The organism is Rahnella sp. PCH160, assembly GCF_047784855.1.
Taxonomy (GTDB): Bacteria; Pseudomonadota; Gammaproteobacteria; order Enterobacterales; family Enterobacteriaceae; genus Rahnella.
In genome coordinates this window covers 334,296-353,209 of sequence record NZ_JBLOGT010000001.1, presented here as the reverse complement: position 1 = coordinate 353,209, position 18,914 = coordinate 334,296, and the positions used below count along the sequence as shown (strand labels likewise).

Genomic DNA, 18,914 nt, shown 5'->3' with positions numbered 1-18,914 from the left:
AGCAAACATAAGGACAGGGTATGTCTCAGTTCGATTATCTGAAAACCGCCATCAAGCAACAGGGACGCACTTTACAGCAGGTGGCCGAAGCCAGCGGGATGACCAAGGGTTATCTCAGCCAGTTGTTGAATGCAAAGATAAAAAGCCCCAGCGCCCAAAAGCTGGAGGCGCTGCATCGCTTCCTTGATCTTGAGTTTCCCCGCCGTGAAAAAAATATTGGCGTCGTGTTCGGTAAGTTTTATCCGCTGCACACCGGCCATATTTATCTGATTCAGCGCGCCTGCAGTCAGGTCGATGAACTCCATATCATCATGGGCTATGACGAGCCCCGTGACCGCGAACTCTTTGAAAACAGCTCGATGTCTCAGCAGCCGACGGTCAGCGATCGTCTGCGCTGGTTATTGCAGACGTTCAAATACCAGAAAAACATTCGTATTCATGCGTTTAATGAAGAAGGGATGGAGCCGTATCCGCACGGCTGGGATGTCTGGGGGCGCGGCATCAAAGAGTTCATGAGCCAGAAAGGCATTGAGCCCAATACCATTTATTCCAGCGAAGAGGCCGACGCGCCGCAGTACCGCGAACATCTCGGGATTGAAACGGTGCTGATCGACCCGAAACGCTCTTTCATGAATATCAGTGGCCGCCAGATCCGTCAGGATCCTTTCCGTTACTGGGATTACATTCCGACCGAAGTGAAGCCGTTCTTTGTGCGCACCGTGGCGGTTCTGGGCGGCGAATCCAGCGGTAAATCCACGCTCGTCAATAAGTTAGCCAACATTTTCAATACCACGAGTGCCTGGGAATATGGCCGCGATTACGTTTTCTCCCATCTCGGTGGCGACGAAATGGCGCTGCAATATTCCGACTACGATAAAATCGCACTCGGTCAGGCGCAGTACATTGATTTCGCAGTGAAATATGCCAATAAAGTGGCGTTTATTGATACCGATTTCCTGACGACGCAGGCGTTTTGTAAAAAGTACGAAGGGCGTGAGCATCCGTTTGTTCAGGCTCTGATGGACGAATACAAATTCGATCTGGTGATCTTGCTGGAAAACAACACGCCGTGGGTGGCAGATGGCCTGCGCAGTCTGGGCAGTACGTCCGATCGCATGTCATTCCAGAACCTGCTTATCGATATGCTGAAACAGAACAATGTGGATTACGTTCACGTTGAATCATCGGATTATGATCAGCGTTTTCTCGAGTGCGTAGATCTGGTGAAAAACATGCTGGCTGCGGATACCAGCCGGTTGAATGATCCCACCGCGAACTGACTTTTTTATGCCGGAAGAGCCAAGCGTCTGTTTTACGGAACAGGCGCTTTTTTATGGCCGCTATTTTTATAATTCAACGTTCAGATCCTTATTAATTATTCATGGTATGAATGCTTTTAGATTGTGTATTTTCAATAATTATTAATGAATTCATCTGATTGCCTCGGCTCCGGTTTTTAATTAATTCAGCTTGTAACAGTCTGAATTTAAAAGCGCTGTTGTATCAATGCATTGGCCGGGTTTGTTTTAGCCGGGTTTTTATTGCGCATTTTATGCGTAAATCCCATTTGCGAAATAAAAATAGAGTGGCGTCCGTTGAGTTTTACTTGTCCGATTATACTCATTCATTGTGCCTCTCATTCCGGCTGAGGCTTTTTAAGGTGATCCGAATGAATTTATCATTCAAGCCCTGGGGTATCGCAGTGCTGTGCAGTGCGGGCGCTTTTTCGCTGGCGAGCGTGATGTTTATGCAGGGCTGGTTTCCGGTGCGCAGCCAGGCGGAAATGACCGCGCAAACTGCGTCCCCCGCGCCCGTTGCGGCACCTGTCGCTGCCGTTCCTCCGACAGCAACGCCCGTTATACCTCCTGCTTTTACACAAGCTCAGCACAACCGTGGTCAATGCTCAGCCCGCTCAGCAAACCATCATTATTGAATCCGCCGATCCGCAGGTGGTTTACGTGCCGAGCTATAACCCGAACGTGGTTTACGGCGCATGGCCGACACCGGCTTATCCGCCGGTTTATCTGCCACCGCCGCCGGGTCAGCAGTTTGTGAACGGCGTGGCGTCCGGCATCGGTTTTGGTGTTGGCGTGGCGGCAACCTACGCGATTTTCGGCAATATCGACTGGGACGATGACCATCATCACGACGATTATGACCACCATGACGATCATCATGACGACGGCCATCACGGCGGTTCGTCTAACAATTACGTCAACGTAAACGTCAATAATTACAACCGGATATCCGGCAATAACAGCAACGCGGTTAACCATTCAGGCTCAGCGGCGACACAAGGCTGGCAGCATAATCCGGCTTTCAGCGCGGGTGTCCCGAATAACCGGGCGAACCTGAACGGGGCGACGCAAAATCAGGCGCTGAACAATGTGGCGCAGCGTAATAATTATCGTGGTTTTGACGGCAATGCGGGCGGGCAAAATAAACTGAGCGGGCAGACGCTGGATCAGCGACGGCAGCAGGCCGCTTCGGTGATGAGTAACCATCAGGGTAATATGTCTGCCGCCGGACATCCGGCACCAAGAGCTGTTCCTGCCAGCAGACAACCCATGCAGGCAGATAATCATCAGGTTTCTGGTCGCCAGTTACCGCAGCAGCATCAGACGTTAAACCGTCAGCAAAACGGCAACCAGAACGCCCTGCGTGCCGGAAATCAGCAACAAAGGCAGAACTTCCATCAGGCCGGCAATATGCCGCGCAGCACGGCATTCAGCGGAAATTCAAGCCGTGCGCCGTCATGGCAACAGCAGCAGGCGCGCGGTAATCAGAGCCGCCAGCAGATGCAAAACTTCCAGCACGCACGCCCGGCGAACGCGGAACCGGTTCACTTTCACCGCCGCTAGGTTGGTAAGGAAAAGTCATGAAGACATTACATAATATTGTGATTTGCATCAGCCTGCTTGCCTTACCTTTGACGGGTTTTGCGCAGCAGGCATTTTCCCGTCCGGAGCTGGCGGCGCAGGCGCTGGTGAAAGCGACGCAGGCGCATGACGATAAGGCGTTGGGGGAAATTCTTGGCAGCAACTGGCAGGTTTATCTGCCGCAAAATGATGTCGATCCTGACGAGGTGGCGCGTTTTCTGCGTGACTGGAATGTCGGCCACAAAATTGTCGAGCAGGGCGATATTGCGCATCTGAACGTCGGGGATGAAAACTGGCAATTGCCCATTCCTATGAAGCGCACGGCGCAGGGTTGGGAATTCGATATGGCGGCGGGCGCGGCAGAAATTGAAACCCGCACCATTGGTCGCAATGAGCTTTCGGCAATGCAGGCGGTTTCGGCTTACGCAGACGCGCAGCATCAATATCAGCTGGGTGCCGGGCAGTTTGCTCAGAAGATTATCAGCACGGACGGGCAGCACGACGGATTGTACTGGCCGGTCAAAGAGGGTGAAGCGCCAAGCCCGCTCGGTCCAGCATTTGGTCAGGATCAGCCAGGCACGGATTATCACGGCTACTACTACCGTATTCTCAGCGCGCAGGGCGGGAACGCCAGCGGCGGGGCGCACAGTTACATTGAAAACGGAAAAATGACTCAAGGTTTTGCGCTTATCGCGTGGCCGGTGGTTTACGGCCATACCGGTATCACCAGTTTTATGATTAACCAGCAAGGCGATGTATATCAGCAGGATTTAGGGGCTGATACCGATGCTTTAGCGCGGGCAATGACGGCGTTTGATCCGGATGCCCAATGGCAGAAGGTTGATGACGGCGAATAGGCGGAAACGCTGAGGCAAAGAACCCCGCCATGAAAATCGCGGGGTTTTGCTTTTACAGAAGAGGTCAGAAGGCGACGACGACTTTGCCCTGCATGTGACCATCCAGCACTTTCGCGTGAGCCGCTTCGATGCTTTCAACGGTCAGACCGTGCAGGGTTTCGCTCAACGTGGTGGTGACTTTACCTTCATCCACCAGCGCGGCGACTTGTTTCAGGATTTCGCCCTGCTGCGCAATATCCGGCGTATTAAACATGCTGCGGGTGTACATCAGTTCCCAGTGCAGCGCGGCGCTTTTCAGCTTCAGCTTGTTCATATCCAGCGGATGTTCGTTCTCAACGATGGTACAGATGTGGCCCATTGGCGCGATCAGATCGGTAATCGCGTCCCAGTGACCGTCGGTGTCATTCAGGCAAAGAATGAAATCCACCTGTCTGATGTCGTGTTTCGCCAGTTCGCCTTTCAGATCTTTGTAGCTCACGGTCAGATCGGCACCGCGATCCAGACACCACTGCGCAGATTCTGGGCGCGAAGCGGTCGCAATCACTTTCACTTTGCTTTGCTGTGAAGCAAACGGGATCGCCAGCGAACCAACACCACCGGCACCGCCGATAATCAGCAGCGTTTTATCGCCCGAAGCATCCTGAATTTTAAGATGTTCAAACAGTGCTTCCCAGGCCGTCAGGGTGGTCAGCGGCATGGCGGCAGCTTCTGCCCAGTTCAGGGATTTCGGTTTTACGGAGACGATGCGTGAGTCGATCAGTTGCTCGGAAGCGTTGCTGCCGGAACGGGTGATGTCACCGGCGTACCAGACTTCGTCGCCCGCTTTGAAGTTTTTCACCGCGCTGCCCACGGCTTTCACAATGCCGCTGGCATCCCAGCCCAGAATTTTCGGTGCGTCCAGACCGCTTTTCTGCACGCCTTTATGCACTTTAGTGTCGACCGGGTTAATGGAAACGGCTTTCACTTCCACCAGCAGGTCATTTTCGCCCGGCGCAGGTTGTGGCAGTTCGATGGCAATAAAACGGGATGGTTCTTTTGGATTGACGGCAATCGCTTTAACAGACATAAAAATTCCTCCATTGGGTATTCAGACAGTCTAGTCTTCATACTCTGGCCTGATCTATTGATTTTATGCTGTAGATGAAGGGTGCGCGGAGGCAAAAACGTGGCGTAAAGCAGACCCGAAGGCAATGAAAAAGGCCCGTTGCCGGGCCTTCATTCGTGCATAAGACGATTACTTGATCATCTTCTTGTACTTGATGCGCTTCGGCTCTAACGCTTCGGCACCTAAAGTCCGTTTTTTGTATTCTTCGTATTCGGTGAAGTTACCTTCGAAGAATTCAACTTTACCTTCATCCTGATAATCGAGGATGTGAGTCGCGATACGGTCGAGGAACCAGCGGTCATGAGAAATGACCATGGCGCAGCCCGGGAATTCCAGCAAGGCGTTTTCCAGTGCGCGCAGGGTTTCGATGTCGAGGTCGTTGGTCGGTTCATCGAGCAGCAGCATATTACCGCCAACCTGCAGCAGTTTTGCCAGATGCAGACGACCGCGCTCACCACCGGACAACTCACCGACGCGTTTGCCCTGATCAACCCCTTTGAAGTTGAAACGGCCCACGTAGGCGCGGCTTGGCATTTCGGTCGTGCCGATACGCATGATGTCCTGACCACCGGACACCTCTTCCCACACGGTTTTGCTGTTATCCATTGAGTCACGGAACTGATCAACAGACGCCAGTTTCACGGTGTCGCCCAGCTCAATCGTGCCGCCGTTCGCTTCTTCCTGACCGGACATCATGCGGAACAGCGTGGATTTACCGGCACCGTTCGGCCCGATAATACCGACGATAGCGCCTTTCTGTACGGAGAAGGACAAGTCGTCGATCAGAACGCGATCACCGTAAGATTTGCTCAGGTTTTTCACTTCAACGACTTTGTCGCCCAGGCGTGGACCCGGTGGAATGAACAGTTCGTTGGTTTCGTTTCGTTTCTGGTATTCGGTGTTGTTCAGTTCTTCAAAGCGAGCCAGACGGGCCTTGCCTTTAGACTGACGGCCTTTCGCGCCCTGACGAACCCATTCCAGCTCTTTCTCAATAGATTTACGACGGGCCGCTTCGGAAGACGCTTCCTGCGCCAGGCGTTCATCTTTTTGTTCCAGCCAGGTGGAGTAGTTACCTTCCCACGGAATACCTTCGCCGCGGTCAAGCTCAAGGATCCAACCCGCCACGTTATCAAGGAAGTAACGGTCATGGGTAATCGCCACAACGGTCCCTTCGAATTCGTGCAGGAAGCGTTCCAGCCATGCCACGGATTCAGCATCCAGGTGGTTGGTGGGTTCGTCGAGCAGCAGCATGTCTGGTTTTTCGAGTAGCAGTCGGCACAGCGCCACACGGCGGCGTTCACCCCCGGACAGGTTAGCTACTTTCGCATCCCAGTCTGGCAGGCGCAGCGCATCGGCGGCACGTTCCAGCTGGCTGTTCAGGTTATGGCCGTCGTGTGCCTGAATGATCTCTTCCAGCTTGCCCTGTTCAGCGGCCAGCTTGTCGAAATTCGCTTCCGGATCGGCGTACAGCGCATAAACTTCATCAAGGCGTTTGAGTGCGCCAACCACTTCAGAAACGGCTTCTTCCACGGATTCACGTACGGTGTGTTCCATGTTCAGCTGCGGTTCCTGCGGCAGATAACCGATTTTCAGATCAGGCTGCGGACGTGCTTCGCCTTCGATATCGGTGTCGATACCGGCCATGATGCGCAGAAGGGTAGATTTACCTGAACCGTTCAGACCCAGAACGCCGATTTTGGCGCCGGGGAAGAAACTCAGGGAGATGTTCTTAAGAATATGACGCTTCGGCGGAACAACTTTGCCGAGGCGGTGCATGGAATATACGTATTGAGCCACGTTGTTTTGAGCCTCTTTCTCTGCGGGCCGCGCGCATACGCCGAATCATTGAGACTGATCCGGCAGGCGCTGCGGCGAATTAAAGCCAGCCCCGCCTGACTGCGGCATGACTGATAAGGGTTCCGACTGCGAAGTTTAGCGTGTTTCAGTCGTGTTCCCAACCATCAGGTTCACAGTAAGGGAAGAATGTTGCCAGCCCGATACAGAGGCGTTACCGATCAGCCGAACGGAACGGAGAATTCATCCGGTTCGCCGGTGAGGCGGATAGGTTGGGTTCTGCCGACAAACATCCCGCTGGTCAGAATGTCTGTGAGCTTAACAACATGATAAATGGCCTGTTTATTCTGTGTTTTGACTTTGCGTTTAATATTGCCTTTGTGAGACGCCACTGTTTTCTGCTTGATGTTCAGGTGCTGGGAAATGTTTTGCGTGTTCAGGCCCGACATCCACATTTTCAGAATGCTCGACTCGGTGCGGCTCAGGCTGACCGGCGTGAGATCCAGCGGCTGTTCAGTTTCTGCTTCAGGTTCGGCTTCTGCGGAACGTGAAAGTTGCAGATTATGCGCGATCAGCTGGTAGATGGTGGTTGTGCGGATCGATTTTGAAATAATGATGATGTTTTTCCGGATCGGCACATAGTTTTGATAATTCAGATTTTCTTTGGAAATGAAAACAAAGAACAGGGTACCGGGGTGCGTGTTGATCACTTCTCGTAATGCATGACCGGACTGCGCGTCGGTCACGAAGCAGTCTTCGTTGACAAAGATGATTTCAGGCCTCAGGGAATTGCATGTGGCTTGCAGTGCGTCGATGTCCTTAAGCGAAAGAATATCTTTCTGATGTTGTCCGTTAAGTTGCAAGAGTGAATGCAATGCCAGCTGCGTGTAAAAACACTGATCTACAATGAGCGATGACATCGTAAGTTACCTATTTTTTGGCTCTATGTTTTTCTGCAGGCGCAGAGAGCTCGTTTTTATAAAGGCGACCGGTTTTTCAACGCAGCCGTATTGCGATGGGGCGTATCCCTGGGAAATTGCCAGAGGGCGGCAAAAAAGACTTTGCTGTGTGACGGGAAAACCCTTACGCAGAGTAATAAGGCGGGGATGGATTGATGTAAATCAGCAGAACGGGCTTTGGGACGTTTTGTGAGATCTTTGAGACAAAATGAGGGCAGGAAGCACTAAAGTTTCAGAATTGTGATGTTTTTAATATAAAAACCGGGCGACAGAAAGCCGCCCGGCGGAGAACATTATGGTCAGATTTTCTTGCGAATGAAGCGGTTAACCAGCCATTTTTCGATTTCGACAATCACGAAGATCATCGCACCGACCAGCAGGGTAATGCCCCAGAATTTCAGCGGCAGCGGTACGGTGCCAAACAGATGGTTCATGAACGGCAGATAAATCAGCGCCAGTTGCAGTACCAGCAGCACGCCGGAGACAATCCACAGGCCTTTGTTGACGAACACTTCGCGGCTCAGCGGGAAGCGGTCCATCACGCGGCAGTTAAACATATAAACCCATTGCGCGGTGACCAGCGTTTGCAGCAAGACGGTACGAATCAAATCGCTGCTGTAGCCGAGCGGTTGCATCCAGGCCTCAAGAATGAAGGCGCTACAGGCAATCAGAATACCGACGAACGCGATACGCCAGACGGCGTGCAGGTCTAAAACATGCTGACCCGGCTCACGCGGACGGCGGCGCATCATGCCTTTCTCGGCAGGCTCGAAGGCCAGACCGAATGACAGCGTGGTCGACGTCGCCATGTTCATCCACAGGATCTGAACCGGCGTCAGCGGGATCACCGCACCGGCCAGAATCGCCAGAATAATCAGCAACCCCTGCGCGAGGTTAGTCGGCAGAATAAACAGAATGGTTTTCTTCAGGTTGTCGTAAACACGACGGCCTTCTTTCACCGCGCTGGCGATGGTCGTGAAGTTGTCATCCGTCAGCACCATGTCTGCGGCTTCTTTGGTGACTTCAGTACCTTTGATGCCCATCGCGATGCCGACGTCAGCCTGTTTCAGCGCCGGCGCATCGTTCACGCCGTCGCCGGTCATGCCGACCACTTCCCCGTTTTCCTGCAATGCTTTCACCAGGCGCAGCTTATGCTCAGGGCTGGTACGGGCGAAAATATCGTACTGGCTGGCCGCGATCGCCAGCTCAGCGTCGTCCATATGCTCAAGCTGATTGCCGGTGATGGAATCCCCGCTGTTGCCAATGCCTAACATTTTACCGATAGCCATCGCGGTTTCCTGATGGTCACCGGTGATCATTTTCACGCGGATACCGGCCTGTTGACATTGCGCGATTGCATCGATAGCTTCAGGGCGCGGCGGATCCATCATCCCGGCGATACCGGCAAAGACCAGATCTTGCTGCAAATCGTCATGGCTCAGGTCGCCGTTAATAACCGGCTCTTCTTTGAACGCAGCGGCAACCATGCGCAGGCCCTGACGGGCGTAGCGCGCCATCTCTTCTTCCCAGTACTCACGACGGAAAGGTTTGACGCCATTTTCGGTCAGCTCAAATTTTGCCAGCGAGAACAACACATCCGGCGCGCCGGTCACAAAGAGCTGCGTTTTGCCGTTAATGCGTTGCAGGGTGGACATGTATTTGTGTTTAGAATCGAACGGGATTTTATCCAGAGATTCGACTTTACCGGTATTCAGCGTGCATTTTGCTGCCAGGACTTTCAGCGCGCCGGAAGTCGGCCCGCCGGTAATGCCCCAGTGACCTTTGTTGTCCTGAATCAGCTGGCTGTCGTTACATATATCGACCGCCATGATGAAGGTGTTAAGCACCGGCGTATTGATGACATCAATTTGTTGCTGCGTCGTGGCGTCTGTAATCCGGCCTTTCGGCTGGTAGCTTTCACCTTCAACGTGATAAGCGCGGTCTGCCAGAATCACCGCCTTGACGGTCATTTCATTCATGGTCAGCGTGCCGGTTTTATCCGAGCAGATGACGGTCATTGAGCCCAGCGTTTCGACGGTCGGCAGCTTACGGATAATCGCGTGGTTACGCGCCATCGACTGAACGCCGAGGGACAAAATAATCGAGATGATGGCGGGTAAACCTTCCGGCACGGAGGCGACGGCGAGGCTTATCAGTGACAGCAGCAATTCGCCGAGCGGCATGTCACGCAGGATAAAGGCGAAGACAAACAGGAACGCCATCATCAGCAAAATCAGGGCGAAAATGCCTTTCCCCAGTTTGTCGATTTGCTGCAACAGCGGGGTGCGCTGCGGTTCAATCGACGACATCATCTGGTTGATATGACCCAGTTCCGTGTCTTTACCGGTGGCGTACACCACGCCGGTAGCTGTACCGCCGCTGATCATGGTGCCCGAGAACAGCAGGTTGTGACGGTCACCAATCATGACTTCATCGTCGATGGTTCGGGCTGTTTTGGTGACGACGGTGGACTCGCCGGTCAGGATGGCTTCTTCAACCTGCAAATTGTGTGCGCTGACGATACGCAGGTCTGCGGGGATTTTATCGCCCGGACGCAGCTGAACGATATCGCCGGGCACCAGCTGGTCGGCATTGAGGGTCTGAATTTGTCCGTCACGGAATACAACCGCCTGACTGGACAGCATATTCTGAATGCTTTTCAGCGATTTCTCGGCGCTGTTTTCTTGCAGGAAACCGATCATGGCATTAATGACGGCAACGCCGAGGATCACCAGCGTATCGACCCAGTGGCCCATCGCGCCGGTCACGACCGCCGCCGCCAGCAGGATGTAAATCAGGACGTCATTGAAATGCGCGAGGAAGCGCATCAGGGCGCTTTTGGTTTGTTTTTCAGGTAAGGCATTCGGGCCAAATTCTTTCAGGCGCTCAGCGGCAACCTGCTGGCTCAGACCCGCTTCGCGAGTTTCCAGCCGCGACATGGCATCGTTACCACTAATCTGATACCAGTTTTTGTTTTCTGCCGCCGTTGAAGAAGAAGGGCTGGCATTGGTTTTTACAGATGATGGGGAATGAGTCATATACTTTTCCATAGGCGATGAATAAGAATGCTTGCACATGAATAAATTAAGCGTGTAATTGCTACGGGTATTCAAATGGGGTTGAGAATATGACGTGATAATAAGTAATTATGCGAAAATAAAATTGATCTGAACCAGTAAAGACTTTTTTAGTCACGGAAATAATAAAAATAATCAATAAAAACAGTGCTATGAATAAATTAGGAATATCGGTATTTTTCGTTTTTCATTTAGGTTTTGTTTAAGGTTTAAATATCACGGTAAATTAGCGTAAATAATGATGAGTTTTGTCAGTGCATTTATTTAGATTGTCATTGTAAGCGTGCTATCTGTTTTTATTGTCTCACCTGTTAGGCATTTTCAGGGAAATTGAAAAAACATGAGCGCTTATTCGTCTGCTACGTTGTGTTACGTAAAATAAGGGCGGGGTTCTCTGGTAACGGCTTTGCGCTTGCATCACACTGTGTAAAGTTTGTGATGCGGTTCCCGCATGACTTCAATTTTAAAAATGAATCGATTAGCGTAGTGACTGTCTACAGAACGAAGAACGGTTCTTACATCAAAAACAGCACGTCTGTAGGGCAATATCTGTGCCGCTGGCACAGCAGGAAAGACAACCCGTGAGGATAAAGGTAAGTATGGTCAAGGTGGACAAATGGCACGCTCTGGCAATGAGCGTAATGCTGGTGACAGCATCGGGCGTGGCGAAAGCGGATTCGCTTGATTCGCAACGTCAGCACTATATGCAGATTAAGCAGGCGTGGGATAACAATCAGATGGATGTCGTTGGCCAGCTGATGCCGACGCTCGAAGACTATCCTCTTTATCCTTATCTCGAATACCGCCAGCTGACGCAGGATCTGGGCGAGGCGACGCCGGCTCAGGTGAATGCCTTTGTGAAAGCGAATCCGACGTTGGCGCCAGCACGTTCCCTGCCTGCACGCTATGTGAATGAACTGGCGCGTCGTCAGGACTGGAACAGTTTGCTGTCTTTCAGCCCGCAGCCACCGAAGCCGGTCGCTGCCCGCTGTAACTATTACTATGCCAAATGGACCACCGGCGACCAGAAAACCGCGTTCGATGGCGCGAAAGATATCTGGTTAACCGGCACGTCACTGCCGGGTACCTGCGATAAATTATTCTCCGTCTGGCAAGGCGCCGGGAATCAGACCGCACTGACTACGCTGCAACGTATTGGTCTCGCAATGAAAGCCGGGAACACCAGTCTGGTCAGTTTTCTGGCGAAGCAGTTGCCGCCGGATTATCAGACCATGCGCGACGCGCTGGTCGATCTGCAAAATAACCCGAATACGATTGAAAGCTTTGCGCGCAACGTCGGGCCAACAGATTTTACCCGCAACGCCACCAGCATTACGTTCGCCCGCATTGCCCGTGATGATTCGGAAAACGCACGTTCGATGATCCCGGTTCTGGCCCGTTTGCAGAAGATGAGTGACAGCGATCGCCTTGAGCTGGAAGAAGCCGTGGCCTGGCGTTATATGGGCAGCGATGCCACGCCGGAGCAGGCCGCATGGCGCGATAACGTGATTCTGCGCAGCCATTCCACCACGCTGGTTGAGCGCCGGATCCGTATGGCACTGGCCGCCGGTGACCGTCAGGGGCTGAGTCAGTGGCTGGATCGTTTGCCGTCGGACGCTTTGCAGCAGGACGAATGGCAATACTGGCGTGCGTCAGTGATGATCGACAAAGGGCAGCGTTCGCAGGGCGAAGCGATGTTGCGCACCTTAATGAAGGGGCGCGGTTTCTATCCGATGGCGGCGGCGCAGAAGCTGAATGTCGCGTATCCGATGCAGATTTCTGTGGCGACGAAACCGGATTCCAGTATTTCTTCCTTACCGGAAGTGGCACGCGTTCGCGAGCTGATGTACTGGCAGATGGATAATCTGGCGCGCACCGAGTGGAGCTATCTGGTGAGCAGCCGAAGTGAGGCACAGCAGTCTGCGCTGGCGCGTTATGCCTTTGAGCAGAAATGGCCGGATCTGAGCGTACAGGCCACGATTACCGGCAAGCTGTGGGATTATCTCGAAGAACGTTTCCCGCTGGCGTGGCCGGATGAATTCCGTCGTGCGACCAACGATAAAGGCATCACACAAAGCTACGCGATGGCCATTGCCCGTCAGGAAAGCGCATGGAACCCTAAAGCACGTTCTCCGGTGGGCGCGGCTGGCCTGATGCAGGTTATGCCTGCGACGGCGCAGCACACGGTCGACATGTTTGGTTTGCAGGGTTACAGCAATCCGGCGCAGCTGCTGGATCCGCAGATGAATATCACCATCGGCACCAGCTATCTTGAATACGTTTATCAGATGTTTGGCCGCAACCGTATTTTATCCAGCGCCGCCTATAACGCCGGCCCGTCGCGGGTGAATACCTGGCTGGGAACCAGCGCGGGCAGGGTGGACTCCGTCGCATTTATCGAAAGTATCCCTTTCTCTGAAACGCGCCGATATGTTAAAAATGTGTTGGCTTATGATGCGTTTTATCGTTATTTTTTACATCAACCGGCCAAAATTTTGACGGATGCCGAATGGCAGAGGCGTTACTGATTTTCGGGCGTTTATGTTAAGCTGCTGTACTAGTTCAATAGTATGGCAGCCCTCACATGACGCAACGAACACTCACTGACCCTGCTCTTTCCCAACAAGGCAATGAGGACTGGCAGTGCTTTCTGGTACTGCTACAGCAATCTTTTGCTGAAAATCTGCATCAGGATTTGTTGCAACTGCTTCTTACGCCCGATGAACGTGCGGCGCTGGGAACGCGGGTGCGCATTATTCAGGAACTGATGCGGGGAGAAATGAGCCAGCGTGAGCTGAAAAGCCAGCTGGGTGCCGGTATCGCGACGATTACCCGGGGTTCCAACGGTCTGAAAACGGCACCGGCGGAACTGAAAGAATGGCTGGGTGAGCAGTTACTGTCAGAAAAAACGGACGACTGATGCGTCCGTTGTCATTTAAAGCTCAGTGCGTCTGCGCGCGAGCCTGATACACCGGATTATGGAACGGCGCTAAAGCCAGAACCAGCGCCTGATGATAAACGCTGGTGCGCGTCAGTTTCCCCGCCGTAAAAATGCCAATCGCGCCGCCTTTACGTTTAACTTCCGCAATACCGGTCAGCTTCTCCATCTCATCTCCCAATTCGCTGCCCTGATTGATTCCCTGTAAAATAATTTCAGGTAACATCAGGCTTGCAGAACGGGATTCGCCGCGCTGGTGCATATTCTCAATCACCATCCAGGCGAACGTCATATTGTCTTCGATACCGGCTTCCACGCCGACCCAGAAGTCCGCTTCCGGGCGAACCTGACGCGCACCAATAACGCGATGACGCGCACCGGTACGGGTCTCATTACTGCCGATAGGCTGATTGGGAACACCACTATCGACGTCAACGCCTTCAATGCGAAACGCCTCAGCGCCGAAAATGTCTTCAAAAGCCATGGCGATAGCTTTGATCTTTGCCGGGTTAGTGGTTGCAGCGACAACATGGTACATAGAGTTCTGGCATCCTTTAGCAAATTTCACGCAGTATAACGGAAAACACACATGTTACAGGTATATCTCGTCCGTCACGGCGAAACAGAATGGAACGCAGCGCGTCGTATTCAGGGGCAGTCAGACAGCCCGCTGACGGCCAAAGGTCTTTATCAGGCCCGTCAGGTTGCTGAGCGCGTGCGCAATGAAGGGATTACTCACGTCATCACCAGTGATTTGGGGCGAACCCGTCACACCGCGCAGATTATCGCTGATGCCTGTGGCTGTGAAGTGATCAATGAACCACGTCTGCGCGAGCTGCACATGGGCGTGCTGGAAGAACGTGTTCTGGATGGCCTGACGGAACAGGAAGAAATCTGGCGTAAGCAGATGGTCGATGGTTCGCCGCAAGGGCGTATTCCTGAAGGAGAAACCATGACGGAACTGGCTGCGCGTATGCGCGCTGCGCTCGACAACTGTCTGCAACTGCCGCCGGGCAGTAAACCTTTGCTGGTCAGCCACGGCATTGCGCTGGGGTGTCTGATCAGTACGATTCTGGGATTGCCTGCCTATGCGGAACGTCGTCTGCGCCTGCGTAACTGTTCATTGTCGCGCGTGGATCATCAGCAAAGTGCCTGGCTGGCGAATGGCTGGATTGTTGAAACAGCGGGCGATGTATCACATCTGGATATGCCCGCGTTAGACGAATTACAACGCTAACGCCTGGAGGCGTTAGCGGCGGATTGGGATCAGGTAATCACACTGTATTTCTAATGGTGCAGTGCCGGGATCACGGCCATTAGTGTAGAAGCGTTCGATATCCTGTCCCTTTCTGCGGGTCAGTTTCAGCGTTGGCAGACAGGTGCTGTACAACGTCAAAATGAACTCCTGTAAATGCTCAGGCGTGCCAGTGTAGTGGAACATGGCATACTCACCTTCCTGCAACACAATCGGCTGACCTTCCACATTTTCCGGCAGATGTGCGGGCTCAAGCGCGGTGGTGTAAAGGACTTCCTGTTCGTCATCTTTTTCCTGGCTTGGACGTGAATGGTGCAGGCCATAAAGGATCGGCGGCAGCGTTTTCGCTTCACCAATGTATTGACGCCAGAAATGACGACGCATCTCGTTACGGTACGTGGTGATTTGCTCCAGCGTACAGGCGTAACTTTGCGTCATGCCGATCAGATGCTGTTCAGGCAACACGATATATTCCGGCTGAGGCAGAATAAAGGCACCCAGACGAATTGGCGGGCAGATCCCGAAGGAGTGCCAGTCTTCAGCACGACGATACAGTGCCGGAGTTTGAGCAAATTGCTTTTTGAATGCCCGGGTAAACGTTTGTTGAGAGTCAAAACGGTACTGAAGGGCGATATCTAAAATGGGGCGACTGGTGAGGCGCAGAGCGACGGCCGCTTTTGAAAGGCGACGCGCGCGAATATAAGCACCGATTGCATTGTTTGTGACATCTTTGAACATTCGCTGCAGGTGCCACTTTGAATAGCCGGCCTTGGCTGCGACATTGTCGAGTGACAAGGGCTGGTCTAAATGGGTTTCTAACCAGCTAAGAAGGTCACGAATGATTCCTGCTTGATCCATAGATCGTCCTCGTTGAGCTAAGATAATTCAGAGAATGTTGGGCGGCATAATAGCAACTTTTTCCTGATAAGACTTCCTAAGAATTTTTTGGCTATCTGTGCTATTTACAGGTGTTACAGAGTATTTCATTCAGAAACTGTGAATACACGCTTTCTGAATGGGGTTTCTTTAGAAAACAACGTCATGCTTATGACGCGGAGTAACTTAATGAAAAAGTGTTGGATTTTTGTTTTTGGGATGTTTGTTTTTTGTTCTGGCGCAGCCCATGCTGAGGAAGTGGGATCGGTTGATACGGTCTTTAAACTGTTCGGTCCGGACCACAAAATTGTCGTCGAGGCCTTTGATGATCCTGATATTAAAAATGTAACGTGTTATATCAGTCGCGCAAAAACCGGCGGGATCAAAGGGGATTGGGGCTGGCAGAAGACACGTCAGATGCGGCGATTTCCTGTCAGCAGGTTGGCCCGATTGATCTGAGCGATAAGATTAAACAAGGCAAAGACAAGGGAACCGTGGTGTTTCAGAAACGGACGTCTCTGGTATTTAAAAAACTTCAGGTCGTGCGCTTCTACGATGAGAAACGCAATGCGCTTATCTACCTGAGTTACTCCGACAAAGTGGTCGATGGCTCGCCTAAAAATGCGCTGAGTGCAGTACCGATCATTCCGTGGGCGCACACGACGCCGTAAGTTTTCGGTGATGTCAAAGCACTAAAACAAAAGGCCAGCTTTCGCTGGCCTTAAATGGTTTTGATGCATCGACTACAGAGCGGTTGGCAACCTTCTGTATTAGTCTTCCAGATCACCACAGAAACGGTAACCTTCGCCATGAATGGTCGCGATGATTTCCGGGGTATCTGGCGTCGCTTCGAAATGTTTACGAATGCGGCGGATGGTAACGTCAACAGTACGGTCATGCGGCTTAAGCTCGCGACCGGTCATTTTCTTCAGCAGATCGCCACGGGTTTGGATTTTGCCTGGGTTTTCGCAGAAGTGCAGCATCGCGCGGAATTCGCTGCGCGGTAACTTGTATTGTTCGCCCTGCGGGCTGATCAGTGAACGGCTGTTGATATCCAGTTCCCAACCATTGAATTTGTAGCTTTCTACCAGACGACGTTCTTCGCCGGTTGTGCCCAGGTTCATTGTACGGGACAAAAGATTGCGTGCGCGGATAGTCAGTTCACGCGGGTTGAATGGCTTCGTGATGTAATCATCAGCGCCGATTTCCAGACCCAGAATTTTGTCAACTTCGTTGTCGCGGCCCGTCAGGAACATCAGAGCAACGCTGGCTTGTTCGCGTAATTCGCGTGCCAGCAGCAGGCCGTTTTTGCCTGGCAGGTTGATATCCATGATAACCAGATTGATGTCATTTTCGGACAGAATGTGGTGCATTTCCGCGCCATCATTGGCTTCATGTACCATGTAGCCTTCTGCTTCAAAAATGCTCTTTAACGTATTACGTGTCACTAACTCGTCTTCGACGATCAGAATGTGAGGGGTCTGCATGATTGCTACCTAAGATTGCCAACAAATAGAAAATAGGAGTACAGAAGTCCTTGTTATCCCGATGAATTTCGATGCCTTATTGGCCATCTCACTCGTTACATGACTAAAGTACGTAAACGCGTTCTCGATGCAATTTCCATCAACGGCAACAACATCGCAAGCTCGGTCAGGGATTCCACTTTCTGCAGTTCCACGGGGTCCTAAAGCGGCAAACATCCTAACCCTATTAACAGCAATATAACAGCGAGTGTCGAAATTACCACCCAACAAAATTACGGTTTGTTGACATATATCAAGTTCAATTGTAGCACGGTAACAGAACAGTGAAAAACACTTACAAGAATGCACGCTTGAGTCACATTTCGGCCTTTATTGTACACGATTCAGCAATGCATTAAGAAACGAAAGATAAATGCAAAATCTGTATGTGTCGTTATTATATATCCGCATGAAAAATAATGATAATTTTTTCTTTAAAGTGAGCTTAACCGCGCCAGCACCTTTTTTACCTATCGGATAAGCTTTTCCGATAAAATAAAGGAATATATTCAGCCGACTGTTAAGTTCTTGTGAAGAATATAAGCGAGGAGCCGTTTTGAAAGCGGATAAAATTTCATCGCTGAAAAACAGGCGGCAATTTCATTCACTCTTTGCAGAGGCACGACATGCAACTTCATATTATTTTAGTCTCTCCGGCTCGCCCGGAAAATGTCGGCGCAGCAGCCCGTGCAATGAAAACGATGGGCTTTGCGTCATTACGTATTGTTGACAGCGAGGCACATCTCAGGCCAGAAGCCGGCTGGGTGGCGCACGGTTCGCAGGAGATCCTGCAAAATGCGCTGCATTTCGATACGCTTGCGCAAGCGCTGGCTGACATCGATTTTACCGTTGCCACCACCGCACGCAGTCGCGCGCGTTTCCACTATTACTGCACGCCTCAGGAATTGCAGGTTCAGCTCGAAGAGAAAAGTGACTGGATAAACCATGCGGCGCTGGTGTTCGGGCGCGAAGATTCCGGGCTGACCAATGAAGAGCTGGAACTTGCCGACGTTCTGACCGGTGTTCCGATGGTGGCGGATTATCCGTCGCTGAACCTGGGCCAGGCGGTGATGGTTTTCTGTTATCAGTTGTCGGCACTGAATCAGGTGACGTCAGTGAAAGCGGAAAATGCGCAGGAAGGGCAGCTGGCTGCGCTGCGTGTCAGAGTGGATAGTTTGCTGGAAAATGTCGGTGCCGGAGACGATCAAAAACTGTCGGACTGGTTGCATCAGAGGCTTGGTCTTTTGCAGCAGCGGGATGCTGCGATGCTGCACACTTTGCTGCATGACATCGAAAAAAAGCTGACCCAATGATCTGATAAGAATATCCATTTCACCGGTGCGATCTGCGGCATCAGGAAAATTGACCTGCAGATAACACTGGAATTGTTTTTAAACGCAGGTCATTATTCATTTAATACTGCCCGTGATTAACCGGGCAAAAAGAGAAAAAAATTGACTTATTTTGCCTTATGCTTTAGCTAATAGAGGCAGACAGAGTAGAAACCTAAAGACAGACAGAAAATAAAAATGCGAATCATCAGCCTGAACACAACAATTATTACCACCACCGATACCACAGGTAACGGGGCGGGCTGACGCGTACAGGAAAAAGAAAAAAAGCCCGCACCTAAACAGTGCGGGCTTTT

The 18,914-nt window shown here is 51.9% G+C and carries 17 protein-coding genes, 1 pseudogene and 1 other annotated feature (1 of these 19 only partly in view); of the genes and pseudogenes, 10 read left to right on the top strand and 8 right to left on the bottom strand.

What is annotated here, in order from left to right:
- Positions 1 to 20: 20 nt before the first annotated feature.
- Entirely contained in the window at positions 21 to 1,280 is a 1,260-nt protein-coding gene (gene nadR / locus ACM5QY_RS01565; protein WP_416118951.1) for a multifunctional transcriptional regulator/nicotinamide-nucleotide adenylyltransferase/ribosylnicotinamide kinase NadR, read from the top strand.
- A 206-nt stretch (positions 1,281 to 1,486) separates the two neighbouring features.
- On the opposite strand, the gene ACM5QY_RS01560 is transcribed toward nadR, so the two are convergent.
- Positions 1,487 to 1,624: a hypothetical protein gene (locus tag ACM5QY_RS01560; RefSeq protein ID WP_416118950.1), complete on the bottom strand. Its 138-nt coding sequence runs from the start codon at positions 1,622 to 1,624 to the stop codon at positions 1,487 to 1,489.
- A gap of 45 nt (positions 1,625 to 1,669) precedes the next feature.
- Here ACM5QY_RS01560 and ACM5QY_RS01555 point away from each other — a divergent pair, with 45 nt between their 5' ends.
- From ACM5QY_RS01555 to ACM5QY_RS01545, 3 genes are read left to right on the top strand one after another with little or no spacing between them, the layout of a single operon-like run.
- Complete coding sequence (locus ACM5QY_RS01555) at positions 1,670 to 1,933, top strand: hypothetical protein (protein WP_416118949.1); 264 nt, start codon at positions 1,670 to 1,672, stop codon at positions 1,931 to 1,933.
- Positions 1,893 to 2,861 (top strand): DUF3300 domain-containing protein, encoded by a 969-nt coding sequence (locus ACM5QY_RS01550; protein ID WP_416118948.1) that lies wholly within the window; start codon positions 1,893 to 1,895, stop codon positions 2,859 to 2,861. Before ACM5QY_RS01555 ends, ACM5QY_RS01550 begins: the two co-directional genes overlap by 41 nt.
- Positions 2,862 to 2,878: 17 nt before the next feature.
- The gene (locus ACM5QY_RS01545; protein WP_416118947.1) at positions 2,879 to 3,736 is read left to right on the top strand and encodes a DUF2950 domain-containing protein; all 858 of its coding nucleotides are present in this window, start codon (positions 2,879 to 2,881) and stop codon (positions 3,734 to 3,736) included.
- A gap of 64 nt (positions 3,737 to 3,800) precedes the next feature.
- On the opposite strand, the gene ACM5QY_RS01540 is transcribed toward ACM5QY_RS01545, so the two are convergent.
- The 4 genes from ACM5QY_RS01540 to ACM5QY_RS01525 form a co-directional block, all read right to left on the bottom strand.
- Positions 3,801 to 4,802: a zinc-binding alcohol dehydrogenase family protein gene (locus tag ACM5QY_RS01540; RefSeq protein ID WP_416118946.1), complete on the bottom strand. Its 1,002-nt coding sequence runs from the start codon at positions 4,800 to 4,802 to the stop codon at positions 3,801 to 3,803.
- 168 nt (positions 4,803 to 4,970) lie between these two features.
- Complete coding sequence (gene ettA / locus ACM5QY_RS01535) at positions 4,971 to 6,638, bottom strand: energy-dependent translational throttle protein EttA (protein WP_416118945.1); 1,668 nt, start codon at positions 6,636 to 6,638, stop codon at positions 4,971 to 4,973.
- Between the two features lie 218 nt (positions 6,639 to 6,856).
- Complete coding sequence (gene rcsA / locus ACM5QY_RS01530) at positions 6,857 to 7,555, bottom strand: transcriptional regulator RcsA (protein ID WP_416118944.1); 699 nt, start codon at positions 7,553 to 7,555, stop codon at positions 6,857 to 6,859.
- A 338-nt stretch (positions 7,556 to 7,893) separates the two neighbouring features.
- Entirely contained in the window at positions 7,894 to 10,632 is a 2,739-nt protein-coding gene (locus ACM5QY_RS01525) for a cation-transporting P-type ATPase (protein ID WP_416118943.1), read from the bottom strand.
- A 647-nt stretch (positions 10,633 to 11,279) separates the two neighbouring features.
- On the opposite strand from ACM5QY_RS01525, the gene sltY reads away from it, so the two are divergent.
- Entirely contained in the window at positions 11,280 to 13,199 is a 1,920-nt protein-coding gene (sltY, locus tag ACM5QY_RS01520) for a murein transglycosylase (protein ID WP_416122798.1), read from the top strand.
- Between the two features lie 56 nt (positions 13,200 to 13,255).
- Positions 13,256 to 13,591 carry a trp operon repressor gene (gene trpR / locus ACM5QY_RS01515; protein ID WP_416118942.1) on the top strand — a complete coding sequence of 112 codons (336 nt, stop codon included), beginning with the start codon at positions 13,256 to 13,258 and terminating at the stop codon, positions 13,589 to 13,591.
- 22 nt (positions 13,592 to 13,613) lie between these two features.
- Here the strand turns inward: trpR and yjjX are convergent, their stop codons facing one another.
- Positions 13,614 to 14,147 carry an inosine/xanthosine triphosphatase gene (yjjX, locus tag ACM5QY_RS01510; protein WP_195813683.1) on the bottom strand — a complete coding sequence of 178 codons (534 nt, stop codon included), beginning with the start codon at positions 14,145 to 14,147 and terminating at the stop codon, positions 13,614 to 13,616.
- 51 nt (positions 14,148 to 14,198) lie between these two features.
- Between yjjX and gpmB the strand changes: the two genes are divergently transcribed.
- On the top strand, positions 14,199 to 14,846 hold the full coding sequence (gpmB, locus tag ACM5QY_RS01505) for a 2,3-diphosphoglycerate-dependent phosphoglycerate mutase GpmB (RefSeq protein WP_416118941.1): 648 nt from the start codon (positions 14,199 to 14,201) through the stop codon (positions 14,844 to 14,846).
- 12 nt (positions 14,847 to 14,858) lie between these two features.
- Here gpmB and robA read toward each other — a convergent pair whose 3' ends face one another.
- On the bottom strand, positions 14,859 to 15,722 hold the full coding sequence (gene robA / locus ACM5QY_RS01500) for an MDR efflux pump AcrAB transcriptional activator RobA (protein WP_416118940.1): 864 nt from the start codon (positions 15,720 to 15,722) through the stop codon (positions 14,859 to 14,861).
- Between the two features lie 183 nt (positions 15,723 to 15,905).
- Here robA and creA point away from each other — a divergent pair.
- Positions 15,906 to 16,411 (top strand): annotated as a pseudogene (creA, locus tag ACM5QY_RS01495) (protein CreA).
- Positions 16,412 to 16,510: 99 nt separating this feature from the next.
- On the opposite strand, the gene arcA reads toward creA, so the two are convergent.
- Positions 16,511 to 17,227 (bottom strand): two-component system response regulator ArcA, encoded by a 717-nt coding sequence (gene arcA / locus ACM5QY_RS01490; protein WP_013577079.1) that lies wholly within the window; start codon positions 17,225 to 17,227, stop codon positions 16,511 to 16,513.
- Positions 17,228 to 17,892: 665 nt separating this feature from the next.
- Here arcA and ACM5QY_RS01485 point away from each other — a divergent pair.
- Both ACM5QY_RS01485 and thrL read left to right on the top strand, forming a co-directional pair.
- On the top strand, positions 17,893 to 18,579 hold the full coding sequence (locus tag ACM5QY_RS01485) for a tRNA/rRNA methyltransferase (protein ID WP_416118939.1): 687 nt from the start codon (positions 17,893 to 17,895) through the stop codon (positions 18,577 to 18,579).
- Positions 18,580 to 18,795: 216 nt separating this feature from the next.
- On the top strand, positions 18,796 to 18,864 hold the full coding sequence (gene thrL, locus ACM5QY_RS01480; protein ID WP_071823645.1) for a thr operon leader peptide: 69 nt from the start codon (positions 18,796 to 18,798) through the stop codon (positions 18,862 to 18,864).
- Positions 18,803 to 18,914: a sequence feature (Thr leader region), on the top strand (it continues 5 nt past the right edge of the window). (Overlaps the previous gene by 62 nt.)

Bases quoted from the DNA above. Each gene is read 5' to 3' on its own strand.
- nadR (WP_416118951.1), top strand. From the start codon at position 21: ATGTCTCAGTTCGATTATCTGAAAACCGCCATCAAGCAACAGGGACGC.
- ACM5QY_RS01560 (WP_416118950.1), bottom strand. From the start codon at position 1,624: ATGAGTATAATCGGACAAGTAAAACTCAACGGACGCCACTCTATTTTT.
- ACM5QY_RS01555 (WP_416118949.1), top strand. From the start codon at position 1,670: ATGAATTTATCATTCAAGCCCTGGGGTATCGCAGTGCTGTGCAGTGCG.
- ACM5QY_RS01545 (WP_416118947.1), top strand. From the start codon at position 2,879: ATGAAGACATTACATAATATTGTGATTTGCATCAGCCTGCTTGCCTTA.
- ACM5QY_RS01540 (WP_416118946.1), bottom strand. From the start codon at position 4,802: ATGTCTGTTAAAGCGATTGCCGTCAATCCAAAAGAACCATCCCGTTTT.
- rcsA (WP_416118944.1), bottom strand. From the start codon at position 7,555: ATGTCATCGCTCATTGTAGATCAGTGTTTTTACACGCAGCTGGCATTG.
- ACM5QY_RS01525 (WP_416118943.1), bottom strand. From the start codon at position 10,632: ATGACTCATTCCCCATCATCTGTAAAAACCAATGCCAGCCCTTCTTCT.
- trpR (WP_416118942.1), top strand. From the start codon at position 13,256: ATGACGCAACGAACACTCACTGACCCTGCTCTTTCCCAACAAGGCAAT.
- yjjX (WP_195813683.1), bottom strand. From the start codon at position 14,147: ATGTACCATGTTGTCGCTGCAACCACTAACCCGGCAAAGATCAAAGCT.
- gpmB (WP_416118941.1), top strand. From the start codon at position 14,199: ATGTTACAGGTATATCTCGTCCGTCACGGCGAAACAGAATGGAACGCA.
- robA (WP_416118940.1), bottom strand. From the start codon at position 15,722: ATGGATCAAGCAGGAATCATTCGTGACCTTCTTAGCTGGTTAGAAACC.
- arcA (WP_013577079.1), bottom strand. From the start codon at position 17,227: ATGCAGACCCCTCACATTCTGATCGTCGAAGACGAGTTAGTGACACGT.
- ACM5QY_RS01485 (WP_416118939.1), top strand. From the start codon at position 17,893: ATGCAACTTCATATTATTTTAGTCTCTCCGGCTCGCCCGGAAAATGTC.